Here is a 16,008-nt window from a genome sequence, read left to right on the forward strand (position 1 = left end):
GGGGCCGCACCGGAGCGCGACGGGTCGCGATTGCGCGCCCGGACCCAGCGAGTTTACAAGTCATCGACCCGGGAGCCACGTGAGCGCCCGAACAGGGCGACCCGGGCGCCCGGATGCCGGGACGACGCGCTCAGCGGAGCGTGCGGACCTCGTCCTCCGAGGTGCCCGAGTCGGCCAGGAACTGGCGGCAGCGGGCGGCCTCGTCCTCCTCCTGGATCTCCTCCGCGGCGTCCGCCAGTGCGAGCATCGCGCGCAGGAAGCCCTGGTTGGCCCGGTGCTCCGCAGGGATCGGCCCCTGGCCGCGCCAGCCCGCGCGACGCAGCGCGTCGAGGCCGCGGTGGTAGCCGGTCCGGGCGTAGGCGTAGGCAGCCACCGGGTCGTCCGCGTCGAGCGCCTGCTCGGCGAGCACCGCCCAGACGTAGGACGACGCGGGGAACCGACGCGCCGCGTCGTCCACCGAGGTGCCCGCCTCGAGGACGGACCGCGCCTCGAGGTCCGGGTGGTCGTCGCCGAGCAGGGTCGGGGCGGGCCCGGAGAGCAGGTCGCGGGCGGGGGCAGGGCGTGAGGGTGTGTCGGTCATGGGCCCATCCTCGCAGGGACCGACGGGCCCGAGAGGGCGGACGGGCCCGACAGGCGCGACGGGCCCGAGTGAGGACCGATGGCTGCGTGAACCTCCCCGCCTGTCTAGAGTCGGGGCATGATCGAGATCGCTACGTCGCCCGCGACGACCACGCTCGCCATCAGCGGCGATCTCGACCTCGCCGAGCGAGACCAGTTCCCGGAGATCGCGGCTCGCGTCGTGGGCCTGCGCCGCCAGCTCCTCGTCATCGACATGTGCCGCGTGACGTTCATGGACTCGACCGGCGCGGCCTTCCTCATCTCGCTCGCGGACTCCGGGCGACGCCGGGGCGGCGCCACCGTGCTGCGCGGGTGCGACGACCGCGACCTGTTCGTCCTGGAGGTCTGCGGCGCGCTCGAGCTGTTCCGCATCGACAGCGACCACCACTGCACGCCCACGCCTCCGCGCGCGGGCTAGCTGACAACACAACTAGCGGCGCAGCGCTCCGGTCCGGACGCCTCGCGCCGGGAGACCGGAGCGATCGCCGGGCGCCGGGAACCGTCAGCGGTCCCCGAGCCGCACCCCGGGTCGGATCCTCGCCCAGACGATCTTCCCGCTCGGGGACGGCCGCCAGCCCCAGTCGGCGAGCCGCTCGACGATCTGCATCCCGAACCCGCCGGCACGGTTCGCGTGCCCCTCGGTCGTGATCGGCGGCGCGGGGTTCGAGTCCTCGACCTCGATCCGCAGGCCGTCCCCGGTGTCGAAGAGCCGCAGCGCGATGTGGCCCCAGCCGTGCAGGACGCCGTTGGCCACGATCTCGGAGACCACGAGCTCGGCGCTCGTCACGCTGTCGATGTCCCACGCCCGGCATGTACGCCGCACAGCGTGCCGGGCGCGCGCGATCGACGCGACCTCGCTGGGGAGCAGCCACCGCCTCGACCGGGGGCTCGCCACGGGGGCCTCGGCGTCGGTGTCCGGGTCCGGCACCCGGACGACGACGACCGCGACGTCGTCCTCGGGCGCCTCAGCCAGGCGCGTCAGCAGCTCCTCGCCGATCCCGGCGGCGTCCCGCGCCTCGACCAGGCCGATCGTCTCGACCAGGGCGTCGAGGCCGACCCGGAGGGCGCGGTCCCGGCGCTCGATGAGTCCGTCCGTGTAGAGCAGCAGGACGTCGCCGGGGTACACGTCGGCCTGGCCCGTCGAGCGCGGCCGCGACCCGAACCCGATGAGCGGCCCGCCGGCGTCGCTGAGCAGCGTCACCATGCCGTTGCGCACGAGGATCGGCGGGAGGTGCCCGGCGCGGCTGTACTCGAACGACCAGGTGGGGACCGCGTCGTCCGCCCCCTCGGGCCGAAGCCCGGCCGCCTCCGGGGGCGCGACCCGGCTCAGCGTGCCGTAGACGAGGCTCGCCGAGCGGGAGATCCGCATGCCTGCGACCAGAGCGTCGACCCGCTCCAGGACGGGCGCGGGCTCCTGGCGCTCGAACGCGTAGGACCTCACCACCGAGCGGAGCTGGCCCATCGCGGCCGCGGCCTCGACGTCGTGCCCGACGACGTCGCCGATCACGAGCGCGACGACCTCCGTGGTCACCTGCAGCACGTCGTACCAGTCCCCGCCGACCTGCGCGTGCTCCGAGTTCGGTGCGTAGTACGTCCAGACGTCGAGCCCCTGGACGTCCGCGAGCTCGGGGAGCATCGCGCGCTGGAGGGTCTCGGCGAGCCGGTGCTCGCGCGCGTACAGACGCGCGTTGTCGATCGCGAGTCCGGCGCGCCGGGCGCTCACCTGGAGCACGGAGGCGACGTCCGCGACGTCGACGTCGGGCGAGCGGCGTCGGACGACGACCATCACCCCGAGCACGCGGCGTCGCCCCGGCACGGGGTGCACCTCGACGACGCGCCCGTGCAGCCCGGCGGGCAGCCGGTGGGCGAGGTCGTCGGCGAGCCAGCCGGAGGCGGAGCCGCGCGCGTGCGCGGCGTCGGTGAGCACGACCGGCGACGACATCACGCCGTCGAGGAGGTCCTGCACGGCGTCCGGGACGTCAGGACCGGGTTCGCCCACGCCGGTGGCGACCCCGGGCAGCAACGAGTCGCCCAGGGCGTCGACCTCGACCGGACCGCCCGAGCGCGACCCGGAGCGGCGCACGTGCCGGCGGCCGCGGCCGCTCGGCGGCGCCTCCACGTCGACGTCCTCCGCGAACCTCAGCCCGCCGTCGTTCATGTAGAACCCGGCCCACGAGACCACCGAGCCGCCGAGCCGCTCCGCGATGCGGCCGAGCACGTCGGGCCGGTCGAGGTCGGCGAGGAGCTCCGAGACCTGCCACACCGTGTCCAGGTTGGTCCGTTCGCGGCGCTCGATCGCGAGGGTCTCGGCCTGCTGGGCCTGGGCGACCATGAGGGCCGTGACGTCGACGACCACCCCGGCCCAGGACCGGAGCGCTCCCGTCTCGTCGCGCATCGGGTCGAGGTGGAGCCGGAACCACACGTCGCCCTCGGCCTCGCCGGGGGCCGACACGGTGACCGCGGCGGGGCGTCCCGCACGCATGATGTCGGTCATCGTGACCATGTCGACCGGCCGGAGCAGAGAGCCCGAGAGCACCGAGGTCCCGCGGCCGACGAGACCGGCCAGCGGGACGTCGACGAGCTCGGCGAACGCGGCGTTGGCCCAGCCGAGCACCGGTTCGCCCTCGTCGAGGCCGCGGACGAGGAACATCGGCAGGCTCGACCCGGTTGCGGCCCGAGCCGCCAGACCGGGCGAGATCTCCGCGACGAAGGGGTCGACACCGGGCGTCGAGCTCATCGGTGTGCCGGACATTTCACCCCCGTGCCTCGTTCGGATCCGCGACCCTTGCTGTTCCGAACGGCTATTCAACCGTAGATTGGTCCCCGGTGAACGCCGGGCGGCCCGGTCGTCGTGAGAGGAGCATCGTGCACGAAGGTCCTGAGTCCTCCCTGAACAGCCCGACGGACGGCGCGAGCGCCGGGACAACGGACGGCGGCTCCGCCGAGACCGAGCGCAGCGAGCCCGCGACCGTCCACGTCATCGTCGGGTCCGCCCGCGCGCGGATCGTCCTCTCCGGGGAGATCGACGCGGACCTCGCCGGCGACCTGCAGGAGGCGTCGGCGCACGCCGAGGCCACGAGCCTCCCCGTCGAGATCGACGCGCACCACGTGACCTTCATGGACTCCTCGGGCGTCGCGTTCCTCGCCCGCCTGGCGTCGCGCAGCCCGCACCGCGTGCGGATCCTGCGCGCGCCCCCCACCGTGCGTTTCCTGCTCGAGGTCACCCGGATCGGCGAGCTCCTCGACATCGCGGACGACGACCCCGGCTTCGAGGTCTCCGGCAGCGTCTCGACGCTGCGCCCGAACCGCAGCTGAACGTCCGGGCCGGCAATCCGCCGCCCCACAGCACGGCCGGACGTACGAAGGCCCCGCCCCTCGCATCGAGCGCGAGGGTCGGGGCCTTCGTCCTGCGGCGCCGGTGACGGGCGCCCCGAGGGGCCGTCCGTCACCGGCGGGTGCAGAGGGTCGTCACATCTTGTGGCCGGCGGAGCGCAGCTGCTGCGCGGCCTCGACGATGCGGGCCGCCATGCCCGCCTCGGCCAGCTTGCCCCAGGCGCGCGGGTCGTAGGTCTTCTTGTTGCCGACCTCGCCGTCGACCTTCAGGACGCCGTCGTAGTTGGCGAACATGTGGGCGGCCACGGGACGCGTGTACGCGTACTGGGTGTCCGTGTCGATGTTCATCTTGATGACGCCGTTGTCCACGGCCTCCGAGATCTCCTCGGCCGTCGAGCCCGAGCCGCCGTGGAAGACGAGGTCGAACGGGTTCTCCTTGCCGATCTTGGCCCCGACGCCGTCCTGGATCTCCTTGAGGAGCGACGGACGCAGCTTGACGGCACCCGGCTTGTAGACGCCGTGCACGTTGCCGAACGTGAGAGCCGTCAGGTAGCGGCCCTTCTCGCCCGAGCCCAGGGCGGCGACGGTCGCGAGGCCGTCCTCGACCGAGGTGTAGAGCTTCTCATTGATCTCGGCCTCGTGGCCGTCCTCCTCGCCACCGACGACGCCGACCTCGATCTCGAGGATGGTGCGCGCGGCGACGGAGAGCTCGAGGAGCTCCTCGGCGATGACGAGGTTCTCGTCGAGCGGCACGGACGAGCCGTCCCACATGTGCGACTGGAAGGTCGGCAGGCCGCCGTTCTTGACCTGCTCGGCCTCGAGGGCGAGCAGCGGGCGGACCCAGGAGTCGAGGTTCTGCTTCGCGCAGTGGTCGGTGTGCAGCGCGATGTTGACGCCGTAGTTCTTCGCGACCTCGGTCGCGTACGCCGCGAGCGCGAGGGAGCCGGAGACACGGTCCTTGATCGTCGAGCCGGACGCGTACTCGGCGCCACCGACGGAGACCTGGATGATGCCGTCGGACTCGGCCTCGGCGAAGCCCTGGAGGGCGGCGGTCACGGACGACGAGGACGTGATGTTGACCGCGGGGTAGGCGAACGAGCCTGCCTTCGCGCGGTCGATCATCTCGGCGTAGACCTCGGGGGTTGCGATAGGCATCTGCAGAACTCCAATGAGGGAGGGGATGCGGGTGACGCGTCGAAGCTGGGCGTGCACACCCGGATGTCGTCTCTCATCTTGTCACGACCTGACGCGCGGGTCCTTGCTGTCTGATCCTCGGACGCCGGAGGACCACGCCGGGCGTGGAGGCCTCAGGCCGGAGGGTCCGCGTGCTGTCGCACCCAGGCGTGCAGCGCGATCCCCGCGGCCGCTCCGGCGTTGATCGACCGGGTCGACCCGAACTGGCTGATGTGCAGGACGGCGGTGCACGCGGCGAGCGCCTCGGGCGTCAGCCCCGAGCTCTCCTGGCCCAGCAGCAGGACGCACTCGCGGGGCAGGTCGTACGTCTCGATCGGGACCGACCCGGGCACGTTGTCGACGCCGATCACGGGCAGCCCCACGCCGCCGCCCGCTCCACCGGCCCACGCGAGCAGCGCGGACACGTCGTCGTGGTGGCGCACGTGCTGGTAGCGGTCGGTGACCATCGCGCCCCGCCGGTTCCAGCGCCGGCGGCCGACGACGTGCACCGCGGCCGCCGCGAACGCGTTCGCCGTGCGGACGACCGACCCGATGTTGAGGTCGTGGTGCCAGTTCTCGATCGCGACGTGGAAGGGGTGCCGGCGGGTGTCGAGGTCCGCCACGACGGCCTCGACCGTCCAGTACCGGTAGCCGTCGACGACGTTGCGCCGGTCGCCCTCGGCGAGCAGCGTCGGGTCGTAGCGCGGGTCCAGCGGGTCGTCGGGGTCGGACGACGGCGCGCCCGTCGCGTCGACGCGCGGCCAGGCCGCGGGTCCGCCCGGCCACGGACCGACCCCCACCTGCTCGCGACGGACGGGGACGTCGTCCGGCACCGGCGGGGGTGCCGCAGGTGGTGTCTCAGCTGGCGGATCGACGGGCGGTTCGGATGAGGGCACGGTGGACGGCACGGCGGGCATGTCGACGATTCTCCCGCCTCCGACCCCCGGTCCGGACGGTTCCTGGACTGTCCCGGGGGCAGCGGACGGCCCACGGACGGGGACTACGCTCGGTTCCATGAGCGAACCGCACCGGGAGATCACGAGCTGGCTCACCGACATGGACGGCGTGCTGGTGCACGAGGGGCGGGCGATCCCCGGCGCCGCCGAGTTCGTGCGCGCGCTGCGGGACGCCGACCGGCCGTTCCTCGTGCTGACGAACAACTCGATCTACACGGCGCGCGACCTGTCGGCACGGCTCGCGCAGTCGGGCATCGAGGTGCCCGAGGAGTCGATCTGGACGTCGGCCCTCGCCACCGCCGTGTTCCTCACCGACCAGGTCCCGAACGGGAGCGCCTACGCCGTCGGCGAGGCCGGGCTCACGACCGCGCTCTACGAGGCCGGGTACACGCTCACCGACTCCGACCCCGACTACGTCGTGCTCGGGGAGACGCGGACCTACTCGTTCGAGGCGATCACCAAGGCGGTCCGGCTCATCAAGGGCGGCTCCCGGTTCATCTGCACCAACCCGGACACCACGGGCCCGTCGCCGGAGGGGCCGCTCCCCGCGACCGGCGCCGTGGCGGCGATGATCACCGCCGCGACCGGCCGGGAGCCCTACTTCGTGGGCAAGCCGAACCCGATGATGTTCCGGTCCGCCCTCAACCGGATCGACGCGCACTCCGAGGCGACGGCGATGGTCGGCGACCGCATGGACACCGACGTCGTCGCCGGGATCGAGGCGGGCCTCTACACCTACCTCGTGCTCAGCGGCTCGACGCGGCTCGAGGACGTCGACAAGTTCCCGTTCCGGCCGAGCAGCGTGATCGACTCCGTCGCGGACCTGGCCGGGCTGGTCTGACGGCCCGGCCGGACCGTCAGAGGCCGAGGTCCGCCAGGTCGAACAGGTAGCGGTACGGGACGCCGAGCGCCTCGATCTTCTCGCCCGCACCCGTCGCGCGGTCGACGATCGTCGCGCACGCGACGACCTCGGCGCCCTGGGCGCGAGCGGCCTCGATCGCGGTGATCGGCGAGCCGCCCGTCGTCGTCGTGTCCTCGAGGACCACGACGCGCCGACCGGTGATGTCCGGGCCCTCGATCTGGCGCTGCATCCCGTGCGCCTTGGCGGCCTTGCGGACGACGAACGCGTCGAGGTCCTGACCGCGGGACGCCGCAGCGTGCAGCAGCGCCGTCGCGATCGGGTCGGCGCCGAGGGTCAGGCCGCCGACCGCGTCGACGTCGGCGGTGCCGAAGCCCCACTCCTCCAGGGCGTCCAGGAGGACGTGGCCGATCAGCGGCGCGGCGCGGTGGTGCAGCGTCGTGCGGCGCAGGTCGACGTAGTAGTCGGCCTCCTTGCCGGAGGAGAGCGTCACCTTCCCGTGCACGACCGCGATCTCGCGGACGAGGTCGCGGAGCTGTTCGCGGGGCGTGGGGCCGAACTCTGAGGACTCTGCCGTGGTGGTCACGGGCGACAGGATATCGAGGGTCAGCGGCCGGTCGAGCGCATCGACCGGCGCGGGCTGCGCTCGAACGCTCGCACGGCGGACCGCGGGAGGACCCTGAGCAGACCGGACGCCAGCGTGTAGCGCAGCGACGGCGTGGAGATCACCGCGCCGCGGCGCACGTCGGCGAGCGCCGTCGCGACCACCGGGCCCGGCTTCAGCCACGCCACCTCGGGGAACGTGTCGTCGCGCAGCCCGGCCCGCGCGTGGAACTCGGTGCGCACGAACCCCGGGCACAGCGCGGTCGCCGTCACCCCGGTGCCGTGGAGCTCGACGGCGAGGCCCTCGGTGAACGTGCGCACCCACGCCTTGTGCGCCGAGTAGGTGCCGCTCGCGGTCAGCGCGGCGACCGACGCCACGTTGAGGATCGCGCCCCGCCCGCGAGACACCATCTGCTGGGCGGCGGCCTTCGACAGCACGAGCACCGCGCGGACCATGACGTCGAGCGCCGCCTCCTCGGCGGCGACGTCACCGGTGACGAGGCGCTGGTGGACCCCGTAGCCGGCGTTGTTGACGAGCAGGCCGACGGGCCGGTCCGCCCCTGGTCGGGGCCACCGGAGGAGGCGAGCCGCGCGGCGACCCGCGCCACGTCGTCCGGCACCGAGAGGTCGGCGCGCAGGACCTCGACGTGGACCCCGGCGGCGGCGCGGAGCTGGTTCGCGACGCGTTCGAGGCGCTCCTCGTCGCGGGCGACGAGGACGAGGTCGTGGCGCGCGGTCGCGAGCTGCCAGGCGAACTCGAGCCCGAGTCCGGCGCTCGCGCCGGTGATCAGTGCGGTACCCATGCGGGTCAGCGTACGGCCGGGGGTGGGACGTCGGCGCCCACGGCTAGGGTGGCGGCCGTGCGCATCGCTACCTGGAACGTGAACTCCGTCCGCAGCCGTGTCGACCGGGTGGTGTCGTGGCTCGAGCGCACGGACACCGACGTCCTGGCGATCCAGGAGACCAAGTGCAAGGACGAGCAGTTCCCGATGCTGCCGTTCGAGGCCGCCGGGTACGAGGTCGAGCACCTGGGGCTCAACCAGTGGAACGGGGTGGCGATCGCCTCCCGCGTCGGGTTCGAGGACGTCGAGCGCCACTTCCCCGGCCAGCCCGCGTTCGGCGACCCCGCCGTCGTGGAGCCGCGCGCGATCGGCGCGACGTGCGGGGGCGTGCGCGTGTGGAGCCTGTACGTGCCCAACGGGCGCGAGCTCGACCACCCGCACTACGCGTACAAGCTCGAGTGGCTCGCCCGCCTGGAGGAGGCGGCGTCCGGCTGGCTCGGGGCGGACCCCGAGGCGCAGGTCGCGCTCATGGGCGACTGGAACGTGGCGCCGCTCGACTCGGACGTGTGGGACCCGGCGCTGTTCGTCGGCAAGACGCACGTCTCGCCCGCCGAGCGCGACGCGTTCGCGGCCTTCGGCGCCGCCGGGTACACCGAGGTGACGCGCGAGCACGTGCCCGACGAGAACCGCTACACGTACTGGGACTACCAGCAGCTCGCGTTCCCGAAGAACAAGGGGCTGCGCATCGACTTCGCGTGGACCACGCCCGCCCTGCGCTCGCGCGTCGAGGGCGTCGTCATCGACCGCGAGGAGCGCAAGGGCAAGGGCGCGTCCGACCATGTGCCCGTGATTCTCGACCTGGTCGACTGAGGGCTACCGTTCTGCCATGAGCTACCCGCCTCCGCCCTCGGGGAACGAGCAGAACCCGCACGACGACGACACCAACCCGTACGCCCCGCCGAGCGGGTCCGGCGCAGGCGGCGACGACCGCCCGCAGCCGAGGTACGGGCAGTACGCACCCGACCAGGCCGCGAGCCCGTACGGTGGCGCGCCCGGCTACGGTTCGGGGCCCGGCACCGGGCAGCAGCCCGGCGCTCCGGGGTACGGGCAGCCGCAGCCCTACGGGCAGGCGCAGGGGTATGGGGCTCCGCAGGGGTACGGCGCTCCGCAGCCGTACGGGACGCCGCCGAACGGCGGGGCGCCCTACGGTCAGGGTCCGTACGGACAGGCCCCGCAGGAGACCCCGGGATACGCGGGCTATCCGGGCCACCCCGGCCAGCAGCCGCAGTGGGGCCCGCCGCCCGCGCGCAGCGGCATGGCCATCGCCGCGATGGTCTGCTCGATCGCGGGACTGCTGACGTGCGGTCTCTCGGGCGTCGTCGGGCTGGTGCTCGGCATCGTCTCGATGGTGCGGATCAACCGCAGCCGCGCCGAGGGCCGGCCGCTGCTCGGCTTCGGCATGGCGCTCACCGGCATCATCGTGGGAGCCGTGTTCACCCTGTGGTTCCTTCTCTTCCTCCTCGGCGGCGGCCCGGAGGCGTTCATGGAGGGGTTCACTACCGGCATCGACTCCTCGGGCGAGTTCAACATCTGACGAACGACGACGCGGTACAGGATCAGTCCATGACCGAGCGGGTACCCGCATGAGCCGGGTGACGGCGTCCGACGCCTCGTTCGACGCGATCGTCGTGGGTGTGGGGTCCATGGGCGGCGCAGCGCTGAACGAGCTCGCCGCCCGGGGGCTGCGGGGGCTCGGGATCGAGTCGTTCGCCCCGGGGCACGACCGGGGCTCCGCGCACGGCGGCAGCCGGATCGTGCGGCAGGCGTACTTCGAGGGCGAGGAGTACGTGCCCCTGCTGCGCCGCGCCTACGAGGGCTGGCGCCGGCTCGAGGAGTCGTCGGGACGAGACCTGCTGACCCTGTGCGGCGGGATCAACATCGGGGACCGGGCATCGAGCACCTTCGCCGGGAGCCTCGCCGCCGCGCGAGCCCACGGGCTCGAGCACGAGGTGCTGGACGCCGCCGAGATCCGCTCGCGGTTCCCGACCATGGACCCGCCGGACGACGCCCTCGGTCTCTACGAGGCGGCCGCCGGCTTCGTGCGGCCCGAGGAGACGACGATCGCGAACGCGGAGGTCGCCGTCCGGCACGGCGCGACGCTGCGCACGGGCGAACGCGTGCGGTCGTGGCGCGCGACGCCCGGCGGCGGGGTCGAGGTGACGACCGACGCGGCGACCTACGGCGCCGACCGGCTGGTCGTCACCCCGGGCGCCTGGGTGCCCGACATCCTCGCCGACCTCGGGCTCCCGATCGTCGTCGAGCGTCAGGTCTTCTACTGGTTCGCCCCCGACACCGCGCGCGTGCCGAGCGCCGCGTGGTCGCACGAGCAGCACCCGGTCTACATCGAGGAGACCCACGGCAACGGGCAGGTCTACGGGTTCCCGCTGACCGACGGGCCGGACGGCGGGTTCAAGCTCGCGTTCTTCCGTCACGGGCGGCCGACGAGCGCCGACGACCTCGACCGGGTGGTGACGGAGGACGAGGTCGCCGCCATGCGCGTCCGCGCGGTCCAGCTGTTCCCGGACCTCACGGGGCCGCTGCTGCGGGCAGCGGCCTGCATGTACTCGACGACGCCGGACGAGCACTTCGTCGTCGGCCCGCACCCGGAGCACCCGCAGGTGTCGATCGCGTGCGGGTTCTCCGGGCACGGGTTCAAGTTCGTCCCGGTGATCGGTGAGGCGCTGGCCGATCTGGTCGTCGACGGGCGCACCGACCTGCCGATCGGGCTGTTCGACCCGACCCGCGAGGCGCTCCGGCGCCCAGCAGGGGCGTGAGGGGTCGGACGGCGGCGCGTCACCCGAGGGTGACGACGACCTTCACCTCCGCGCCCTCGGGCTGGACCGGCACGGGCCGGTCGGCGGGGTGGTCGACCCCGTCGACCGTCACCGACACGACTCCCTTCGAGACGTGGTCCGGGTTGCGGACCTCGATCTCGTAGACGGCTCCGCGCCATTCGCGGCGCACCTCGAAGCCGTCCCAGGCCTTCGGGATCGACGGGTCGACGACGAGGCCGTCGAGCGCCAGCCGCACCCCGAGGACGTACTTGGTCGCCGCCGTGTACATCCACCCGGCGGTGCCGGTGAGCCACGGGTTCTGCGCCTTGCCGAACCACTCGTGGTCACGGCCGTAGAGGAACTGCACGTAGGCGTACGGCTCGGCGCCGCGGACCTCGATGTTGTCGTTCTGGTTGTACGGCAGGATCGCGTCGTAGAACTCCACGGCCTCGTCGCCGCGGCCGAGCATGGCCTCGGCGATGATCGGCCACGCGTTGGGGTGGCTGAAGATCGCGGCGTTCTCCTTGATGCCCGGGTACACGCGGGTCACGAACCCGACGGTGTCGTCGACCTCGGTGAACGCCGGCCAGTTCAGGTGGTTGCCGTACTCGGAGCCGAGCAGCTCGCGCACCGAGTCCATCGACCGCTCGCCGCGCTCCTGCGACGTGATGCCGGCGATGACGGGCCAGGCCTGGTGCTCGAGGAAGATCTTGCCCTGGGTGTTCTCGGCGGAGCCGACCTTGACCCCGTCGCGCGTGTAGCCGCGCACCCACCAGTCGCCGTCCCACAGCTCGGCGTCCGCGACCTCGGTGATGCGGGCGAGCTCGGCGCGGTACTTCACGACGTCGGCCTCGGCCCGCGGGTCGCCGGCGGCGGAACGGTGCTCGGCGACCTCCAGGAACGCCCGGATCGCCCAGGCGTGCAGGAACGTCACGAGCGCCGTCTGGCCGCCCCCAGGTTCAGGCAGTCGTTCCAGTCGGCGCGCAGGCCGAGCGCGACGCCGTTCTCGCCGACCTGCTGGGTCGAGAAGTCGAGCGCGCGGGTCAGGTGCTCGTAGACCGTGGCGGGCTCGCCCTCGGCGAACGGGATGACCTCGTCGAGGAAGTCGAGGCGGCCGGTCTCCTTGACGTACTCGACGACGGACGGCACGAGCCACAGGTGGTCGTCCGAGCAGGTGTCCTCGAGGCCGTGGATCAGGTCGTCGAGCGACGGCGTCGGGACGATGGTGGGCGACGGGACGTCGGGGAGCTTCTCGGCGTCAGGGTCGAAGCTCTTCGGGTCGAACAGGTGCAGCCCGTAGCCCGCCTGCGTCTGCGCGCGCAGCAGCTCGACGATGCGCTGGCGCGTCTTCGTCGGGTTCGTGTGGATCACGCTCATGACGTCCTGCGCCGTGTCCCGGTACCCGAGCCCGGCACGCCCGCCGACCTCGACGAAGGACGCGAACCGCGACCAGACGACGCACGTCTCCGCCTGGAGCAGGGTCCACGTGTTGATCATCGTGTTCATGCCCTCGTGGGGCGTGCGGATGCGCAGCGTGTCCTGCTTCGCGGTCCAGTAGGCACGCAGGCGGGCGCGCTCGGCGTCGACGGTCGCGACGTCCGCGTACTTCGCCTGCATCTCGCGGCCCGCGGCGTCGCGCGACCCGTAGCCGAGCATGTAGACGAGCCGCTTGGTCTCGCCGGGCTGCAGCGTGATCTTGTGCTGCAGGGCCCCGCAGTGGTTCTGCGTCGTCGCGGACCGGTCGGTCCCCTCGCCACGCTCGACCGCGATGGGGTTCGACTCGTCGCGGTACGCCCCGATGAAGTTGTCGCGCAGCGAGTCGTACGACGACGGCGTCTCGCTCGACCCGAACCAGTGGAACGTCCACGGCTCGTAGTAGAAGTCGTACTCGATGATCCCGTCTTCGTACGAGGAGCCGGACGCGTAGAGCGACATCTGCAGGTTCTGGTTGTCGATCGTGATGGTGTGGAAGCTGAACTCCACGTACCCGGCGACCGTGAGCTCGCGGACCTCGTCCGTGGTGTTCGTGAGCCGGACGTCCCAGACCTCGACGTCGTCGTCCAGCGGGATGAAGATCGTCTGCTGCGCGTCGATGCCCTTGTAGCGCGACTCGAAGGTCGAGTACCCGAGCCCGTGGCGGGTCGTGTACCGCGCGGTGCCGTCCGCGGGGTCGGCGTCGCCGTCCGCCGCCAACGGCTTGCCGACCGGCTGCCACGAGACGGACCAGTAGTCCCCGTCCGCGTCGTCCCGCAGGTACACGTAGTGGCCCGGGCGGTCGAGCGGCACGCCGTTCTGACGGAACCGGCTGATGCGGCCGTACTGCGAGGACTTGTAGTACGAGTACCCGCCCGCGTTGTGCGACAGCACCGTGCAGAGGTTCTTGGTGCCGAGGTAGTTGGTCCAGGAGACCGGGACGTCGGGGCGCTCGACGACGTACTCGTCGGCGGCGGTGTCGAAGTGTCCGTAGCGCATGTTCTCAGGGTCCTTGTTCGTTGCAGCTCGTGCCTGGCGGGTGGCCGGCTCGTCGCGGGTGCGGGGCCGGTGCAGGCCCGTGCGTGGTTGCCGGCGGGTGTCGGACGACGGTGGAGGGTCGGCTCAGACGCCGGCGGTGACGAAGCCCTTGAGCCAGTCGAGGAGCTCCTCGGCCTTCTCGGGCGAGTCGGCCTCGACGGCCATGCGCAGCACGGGCTCGGTGCCGGAGAAGCGCAGGAGCGCCCAGTTGTCGTTCTCGAGGTAGATCTTGGTGCCGTCCAGGTGCGAGACGTCGACCACCGGGTACGGACCGATCGCGGTGAGCGGCTCGGCGTGCAGCCGGCGCGGGACGGCGACGCGCATCTCCGGCGTCGCCGGGACCCCGGCCTCCGCGGTGTACAGGCGGCCGGTGATCTCGTAGATCATCTCGCGCAGCTCGGAGATCTTCTTGCCGGTGCGGGCCAGCATCTCGGCGACCAGGGCGCACGCGAAGATGCCGTCCTTGCCGAGGATCCAGCCGCGCACCGTGAGCCCGCCGGACGACTCGCCGCCGAGCACCGCGTCGATCTTCTCCATGCCGGCGGTGACGTGCTTGAAGCCGACCTTGCACTCGTAGGACTTCTCCCCCAGGTGCGCGGCGAGCCGGTCGAGCAGGTGCGTGGTGGACAGGTTGCGGACGACGCCGCCCTTCTCGCCCCGGACCTCGTGCAGGTACCAGAACAGCAGGAGCAGCAGGTCGTTGCTGGTGATGTACTCGCCGGTCTCGTCGACGATGCCGATGCGGTCGGAGTCGCCGTCGGTCGCCATCCCGAGGCCGTAGCGGCCGTTGCTCTCCTTGATCATCGAGATCAGGGCGCTCAGCCGCTGCAGGTCGGGAGCCGGCGCGATTCCGCCGAACAGCGGGTTGTGCGTCTCGTGGATGAAGTCGGCGCGCACGCGCATGTCGTTGAGGATCGTGCCGAGCGTGAGCTGGCTGGTCCCGTACATCGGGTCGACGGCCACGACGAGCTCGGAGCCTCGGACCGCCTCGATGTCGATGATCTTCTCGATCGCGTCGACGTACGGGTCGGTGAGCACCTTGTCGACGACCATGCCCGCGCGGCGCGCGATCGCCATGTCGAGGGTGATGACGTCGTCGACGCTCATCGCGTTGGCCTCGTCCTGGTAGGCGTCGGTCTCCTCGTCGAGCGGGAGCGACCCGTCGCGGCGGAACACCTTGATGCCGTTCCACTCGGGCGGGTTGTGGCTGGAGGTGACGATGATGCCGAGGGCCGCGTCGAGGTACGGGGCGGCGAACGTCACGAGCGGGGTCGGGACGTCGTCCGGCAGGAGGGTGACCGGGATGTTGTTCCCGGCGAAGACCTCGGCGGCGGCCTCGGCGGACTCGCGGGAGAGGAACCGGCGGTCGCCGCCGATGACGACGCCGTGCGGCTCGAGACCCTGCCGGACGACCGAGTTCGCGATGGCCTGGCTGAGCCGGCGCACGTTCGCGAGCGTGTAGCCCTCGCCGATCACGGCGCGCCAGCCGCCCGTGCCGAAGACGATCTTCGTGTCCGTGTTCTTCTTCGGCACGAACAGCCGCTTCATGACGATGTCCGCAGCCTCGGCGAGCTCGGCGTCGGTGTTGATGCCACGGACCTCGTCGGTGTCGTAGATCCGGTACGACGTGATGCGGCGCCCGTCCGCGATGACGCGGCGGGCCAGCTCGGTGAGGCGGTACTCCCCGCCTCGGCGATGGCCTCGAGCTCGCGGAAGAGCAGGGCAGGGGCGGCGACGTACGCGCCGACATTGATCTCGGTGAGCGTCCCCTCGGCGGCGGTGCGGTCCTCGGACTCGAGGATCGCGGTGATCTCGTGGTCGGAGCGCTCGATGCGCCCGTAGCCGGGCTCGGGGTCGTCGACGACGGCGGAGAGCAGGGTCAGGTCGGCGTCGGTGAGCGTGTGGCGGGTCAGCAGGCCGAGGAGGGACTCGGTGCGCAGCAGGGGTGTGTCGGCGTAGGCGACGAGGACGGTGGCGTCGTCGGCGTCGGCCCCGAGCACGTGCCCGACGGCGGTGCGTGCCGCGAGCACGGCGTCGCCCGTCCCGCGGGGCGTGAGCTGGGTGACGTAGGTGACGTCGTCACCGAGGACGCGGCGGATCTCGCGGTCGCCCGGGGCGACGACCACCACGATGCGCTCGGCCGGGACGACGGACCGCACGTTCGCGACCGCGAGCTCGACGACGGTCGCGTCACCGAGGCTGTGGGTGAGCAGCCCGCGCGAGACGTCGTCGTGGCCTGCGGCGAGGATCACCGCCGCGCGCACGGTCGTCCCGGTCTCGCCGGGGGTGGTGGGTGCGTCGAGCCGCTCTGCCATGGGAAGACCTCACTGTGTGTGCCG

14 protein-coding genes and 2 pseudogenes are annotated in these 16,008 nt (G+C 72.3%); 6 read left to right on the forward strand and 10 right to left on the reverse strand.

All coding sequences use genetic code 11. The features are described 5' to 3' along the window. Window positions 1-130: 130 nt before the first annotated feature. Window positions 131-580 carry a DUF3151 domain-containing protein gene (locus QUE47_RS04290; RefSeq protein ID WP_286218707.1) on the reverse strand — a complete coding sequence of 150 codons (450 nt, stop codon included), beginning with the start codon at window positions 578-580 and terminating at the stop codon, window positions 131-133. 117 nt (window positions 581-697) lie between these two features. On the opposite strand from QUE47_RS04290, the gene QUE47_RS04295 reads away from it, so the two are divergent. Next, a complete protein-coding gene (locus QUE47_RS04295) occupies window positions 698-1,036 on the forward strand; it encodes an STAS domain-containing protein (RefSeq protein ID WP_286218708.1) in 339 nt (112 codons plus the stop codon). Window positions 1,037-1,120: 84 nt separating this feature from the next. Here the strand turns inward: QUE47_RS04295 and QUE47_RS04300 are convergent, their stop codons facing one another. Beyond that, window positions 1,121-3,355, reverse strand: coding sequence for a SpoIIE family protein phosphatase (locus QUE47_RS04300; RefSeq protein ID WP_286218709.1), 2,235 nt, complete (start codon window positions 3,353-3,355; stop codon window positions 1,121-1,123). 128 nt (window positions 3,356-3,483) lie between these two features. Between QUE47_RS04300 and QUE47_RS04305 the strand changes: the two genes are divergently transcribed. Then, complete coding sequence (locus tag QUE47_RS04305; protein WP_434019726.1) at window positions 3,484-3,933, forward strand: STAS domain-containing protein; 450 nt, start codon at window positions 3,484-3,486, stop codon at window positions 3,931-3,933. Between the two features lie 153 nt (window positions 3,934-4,086). Here QUE47_RS04305 and fbaA read toward each other — a convergent pair whose 3' ends face one another. Further along, window positions 4,087-5,106: a class II fructose-bisphosphate aldolase gene (gene fbaA / locus QUE47_RS04310; RefSeq protein WP_286218710.1), complete on the reverse strand. Its 1,020-nt coding sequence runs from the start codon at window positions 5,104-5,106 to the stop codon at window positions 4,087-4,089. A 152-nt stretch (window positions 5,107-5,258) separates the two neighbouring features. After that, a complete protein-coding gene (locus QUE47_RS04315; protein WP_434019727.1) occupies window positions 5,259-6,041 on the reverse strand; it encodes a TrmH family RNA methyltransferase in 783 nt (260 codons plus the stop codon). Between the two features lie 97 nt (window positions 6,042-6,138). Between QUE47_RS04315 and QUE47_RS04320 the strand changes: the two genes are divergently transcribed. Further along, the gene (locus QUE47_RS04320; RefSeq protein WP_286218712.1) at window positions 6,139-6,921 is read left to right on the forward strand and encodes an HAD-IIA family hydrolase; all 783 of its coding nucleotides are present in this window, start codon (window positions 6,139-6,141) and stop codon (window positions 6,919-6,921) included. 16 nt (window positions 6,922-6,937) lie between these two features. Here QUE47_RS04320 and pyrE read toward each other — a convergent pair whose 3' ends face one another. Both pyrE and QUE47_RS04330 read right to left on the reverse strand, forming a co-directional pair. After that, the gene (pyrE, locus tag QUE47_RS04325) at window positions 6,938-7,534 is read right to left on the reverse strand and encodes an orotate phosphoribosyltransferase (protein ID WP_286219388.1); all 597 of its coding nucleotides are present in this window, start codon (window positions 7,532-7,534) and stop codon (window positions 6,938-6,940) included. A gap of 11 nt (window positions 7,535-7,545) precedes the next feature. Then, a pseudogene (locus QUE47_RS04330) lies at window positions 7,546-8,345 on the reverse strand (SDR family NAD(P)-dependent oxidoreductase). A 57-nt stretch (window positions 8,346-8,402) separates the two neighbouring features. Here QUE47_RS04330 and QUE47_RS04335 point away from each other — a divergent pair. From QUE47_RS04335 to solA, 3 genes are read left to right on the forward strand one after another with little or no spacing between them, the layout of a single operon-like run. Next, the gene (locus tag QUE47_RS04335; protein WP_286218713.1) at window positions 8,403-9,194 is read left to right on the forward strand and encodes an exodeoxyribonuclease III; all 792 of its coding nucleotides are present in this window, start codon (window positions 8,403-8,405) and stop codon (window positions 9,192-9,194) included. A 16-nt stretch (window positions 9,195-9,210) separates the two neighbouring features. Further along, window positions 9,211-9,918: a DUF4190 domain-containing protein gene (locus QUE47_RS04340; RefSeq protein WP_286218714.1), complete on the forward strand. Its 708-nt coding sequence runs from the start codon at window positions 9,211-9,213 to the stop codon at window positions 9,916-9,918. Between the two features lie 49 nt (window positions 9,919-9,967). Then, entirely contained in the window at window positions 9,968-11,158 is a 1,191-nt protein-coding gene (gene solA / locus QUE47_RS04345; RefSeq protein ID WP_286218715.1) for an N-methyl-L-tryptophan oxidase, read from the forward strand. 19 nt (window positions 11,159-11,177) lie between these two features. On the opposite strand, the gene QUE47_RS16580 is transcribed toward solA, so the two are convergent. From QUE47_RS16580 to QUE47_RS04365, 4 genes and pseudogenes are all read right to left on the reverse strand, one after another. Further along, a complete protein-coding gene (locus QUE47_RS16580) occupies window positions 11,178-11,447 on the reverse strand; it encodes a glycosyl hydrolase family 65 domain-containing protein (protein ID WP_350227728.1) in 270 nt (89 codons plus the stop codon). A gap of 27 nt (window positions 11,448-11,474) precedes the next feature. Next, window positions 11,475-13,630: pseudogene (locus QUE47_RS04355) on the reverse strand (GH36-type glycosyl hydrolase domain-containing protein); the annotation flags it as partial. Between the two features lie 123 nt (window positions 13,631-13,753). Further along, window positions 13,754-15,217 (reverse strand): phosphohexomutase domain-containing protein, encoded by a 1,464-nt coding sequence (locus tag QUE47_RS04360; RefSeq protein ID WP_286218718.1) that lies wholly within the window; start codon window positions 15,215-15,217, stop codon window positions 13,754-13,756. Continuing rightward, on the reverse strand, window positions 15,214-15,984 hold the full coding sequence (locus QUE47_RS04365) for an NTP transferase domain-containing protein (RefSeq protein WP_286218719.1): 771 nt from the start codon (window positions 15,982-15,984) through the stop codon (window positions 15,214-15,216). The genes QUE47_RS04360 and QUE47_RS04365 overlap by 4 nt, the downstream gene beginning before the upstream one ends. Window positions 15,985-16,008: the final 24 nt, after the last annotated feature.

It is taken from the genome of Paraoerskovia sediminicola (genome assembly GCF_030296575.1).
GTDB lineage: Bacteria > Actinomycetota > Actinomycetes > Actinomycetales > Cellulomonadaceae > Paraoerskovia > Paraoerskovia sediminicola.